Annotated in this window: 2 protein-coding genes and 1 pseudogene; 2 read left to right on the plus strand and 1 reads right to left on the minus strand. The window is 67.8% G+C overall.

Annotated elements, in window-relative coordinates; genetic code table 11:
• Positions 1–591 (plus strand): annotated as a pseudogene (locus tag APR04_RS30195) (hypothetical protein); the annotation flags it as partial.
• Positions 592–644: 53 nt separating this feature from the next.
• On the opposite strand, the gene APR04_RS31225 reads toward APR04_RS30195, so the two are convergent.
• Positions 645–1,421 carry a DUF305 domain-containing protein gene (locus tag APR04_RS31225; protein ID WP_253878333.1) on the minus strand — a complete coding sequence of 259 codons (777 nt, stop codon included), beginning with the start codon at positions 1,419–1,421 and terminating at the stop codon, positions 645–647.
• Between the two features lie 261 nt (positions 1,422–1,682).
• Here APR04_RS31225 and APR04_RS30205 point away from each other — a divergent pair.
• The coding region (locus APR04_RS30205; RefSeq protein ID WP_253878335.1) for an LVIVD repeat-containing protein at positions 1,683–2,899 on the plus strand (1,217 nt) is incomplete at its 3' end.

The raw sequence follows: 2,899 nt of genomic DNA on the forward strand, positions 1-2,899 counted from the left end.
GCGACGTTGGCTGCTGGGACGGGTGAGCTGAAGGGTGGTCTGCCGGAACTTCTCGCCGGCGCTACGCAGGTTGCCGACGGCAATGCCGGGCTGGCGGGCAAGACGCCGACGCTCGTCTCCGGCGTCGCGCAGCTGCACCAGGGGTCCGGGCGTCTGGTCGACGGCTCCGGGCAGCTCGTCAACGGCATCATCGAGGTGCGCGACCGCGTGGTCCCGAAGGTCGAGAAGTCGCAGCGACTGGCCGACGGGTCGGTCACCCTCCGCGACGGTCTCAAGGACGCCCGGCAGGGCACCCGCACTCTCGTCAAGGGCACGGGCGCCCTCGACGACGGCACCCAGACGCTCGCGGTAGGCGCAACGGACCTGGCCGACGGCACCCAGCAGCTCGCCGACGGTTCCGCCAAGCTGGCGTCCGGCACCACAGAGGTGGCGTCCGGCACCGAACGGCTGTCTGCCGGGACCGGCAAGCTCCGTACCGACGTGGACAGCTCACCGGCGGGCCCCATCGGCATCGGCGTCGTCGTCGTGGCGGCACTCGGCCTGCTGGCGGCCCTCGCGGGCCTGATCCTGCTGAACCGGCGCCGCGCCTGACCTGAGCCGATCGATCGCCGGGGCCGGAGCACTCCGCCCCGGCGATCGTCACGTCACAGGTCGGCGCGCATGTTGGCCATCCGGTCGATCTCGGCCATCTGATCGGCGGCGATGTTGGTCGCCAGCTCGATGACACGTTCCTCGCTGCCCGAGCCTGCGACCTCCTCGCACATGGTCAGCGCACCCTCGTGGTGCTTGATCATGCCCTCGAGGAACAGCCGGTCGAACTCCGCTCCGGACGCCTTCTCGAGCGACGCCATCTCGGCGTCGGTCAGCATCCCGGGCATGTCGTCGGGATCGTGCCCGTGCTCCGGCGCCCGCGGGCCGGAGCCGTCCCCGCCCTCGACGTCGAGGGGCACGGGATAGTCGTTCTCCTCCAGCCAGCCGGACATGAGGTCGATCTCGCTGTCCTGCACGACGTCGATGCGGGCCGCGAACTTCGTCACCTGCTCGGACTCGCTGCGCTCCCGGACCAGGCCGGCCATCTCGGTCGCCTGCCCGTGGTGGAGGATCATGTCGCTCAGAAATGCGGCGTCGGCCTCCGAGAACGGCGCCTGGGCCGGCCGGCCCTCGTAGTCCTCAGGGGCGATCGTCTCGGCTTTCTCGCCGGGTCCCCCTGGCTGCAGGACGACGGAGCTGGGCGTCGAGACGGCCTCCGGCTCGTCGTCCGAGCCGGTGCAGCCGGCCAGGCCGAGCGTGAGCGGCACCAGGATGACCAGGCCTAACACGCTTGCTCGCGGCGGCAGGAACCGACGCCGTACCGCACGACGCTCGTGTGCCGGGCCGCGTCGCTGGACCTTCGGGGAACCGGCCTCGATCTCTGTCTCCACGCGAAGATCCTCCCAGACGGCTTGTCACTGCTGTGTAAATTCTTGACTTGGATCTGGCATGGTGTTGGTGTGATGCACAACACTCGGGATGGACCCTACCAAGGAGGTGTGACGCCATTGCGTCGTCCAACGCTTACCCGTTCGCATGTACGGGGCGCCACTGCTGCCGCCCTCGCGGCCGCTCTTACGGCGGGAACGCTCGCCTTCGCGGCACCGAGCCTGGCCGAGCCAGGCGACGGTGAGGTCGCATTCGTTCCTCGGATGTCGAAGTCGACGTCGTCGTCCGCGGTCGAGCCGGACGTTCCCCCGGGCGAGACGGAGTCGTCGAAGATCACCCACCTGAGCAACCAGCCCAAGAACGGCGCACTGCTGAGCACGGGCTCGGACCTTGCGTTCCAGGGCAAGTACGCGTTTGCCGGCAACTACGACGGGTTCACCGTCTACGACCTGTCCGATCCCGAGAATCCCGAGCAGGTCGTCCAGGTGTCCTGCCCGGGCGGCCAGAACGACATCTCGGTCTACAAGGACGTCCTGGTGCTGTCGACGGACTCGTCGCGCAGCGACGACTCGTGCGAGTCGACGTCCATGCCGGCCACCGAGAAGGCGGCGTGGGAGGGCATCAAGGTCTGGGACATCTCCAACCCGCTGGAGCCCGAGTACGTCCAGTCCGTCGAGACCAGCTGTGGTTCGCACACGCACTCGCTCGTGCCGTCCAAGAACAAGCGAGACCTGTACGTGTACGTCTCCTCGTACTTCCCGTCGGAGACGTACCCGGACTGCCGGCCGCCCCACGACACCATCTCGATCGTGAAGGTCCCGCTGCGGACGCCGGAGTCGGCACGCGTGGTCTCGACGCCGAACCTGTTCCCGGACGGCGGCTACGCGGGTGACGACCGTGGCTCGTACACGGAGACCACCGGTTGCCACGACATCACCACCTACGCCAGGTACGACCTGGCTGCGGGTGCGTGCATGGGTGACGGCATCCTGATGGACATCAGGGACCGGGAGCGTCCCCGCGTGATCAGCCGGGCACGGGACACGGAGAACTTCGCCTTCTGGCACTCGGCGACCTTCAACGACGACGCCACCAAGGTGGTCTTCACCGATGAGCTGGGCGGCGGCGGCCTGGCCACGTGCAACGACGAGTTCGGCCCGACGCTCGGTGCCAACGGCATCTACGACATCAAGCGCAAGTGGTTCGGCAAGAAGGAGCTCGTTCTCAAGTCCTACTACAAGATCCCGCGCACCAACTCGGAGAACGAGAACTGTGTGGCGCACAACGGTTCGCTGATCCCGGTCAAGGGCAAGGACCTGATGGTCCAGTCCTGGTACCAGGGCGGCGTCTCGGTGTTCGACTTCACCGATTCCCGTAACCCGCGCGAGGTCGCCTGGTTCGACCGCGGCGAGGGTGTGAGCGGTGGCGGCACCTGGTCCACGTACTACTACAACGGGTATGCGTACTCCAACGATCTGGC

This window comes from Promicromonospora umidemergens (assembly GCF_024171995.1).
Lineage (GTDB): Bacteria > Actinomycetota > Actinomycetes > Actinomycetales > Cellulomonadaceae > Promicromonospora > Promicromonospora umidemergens.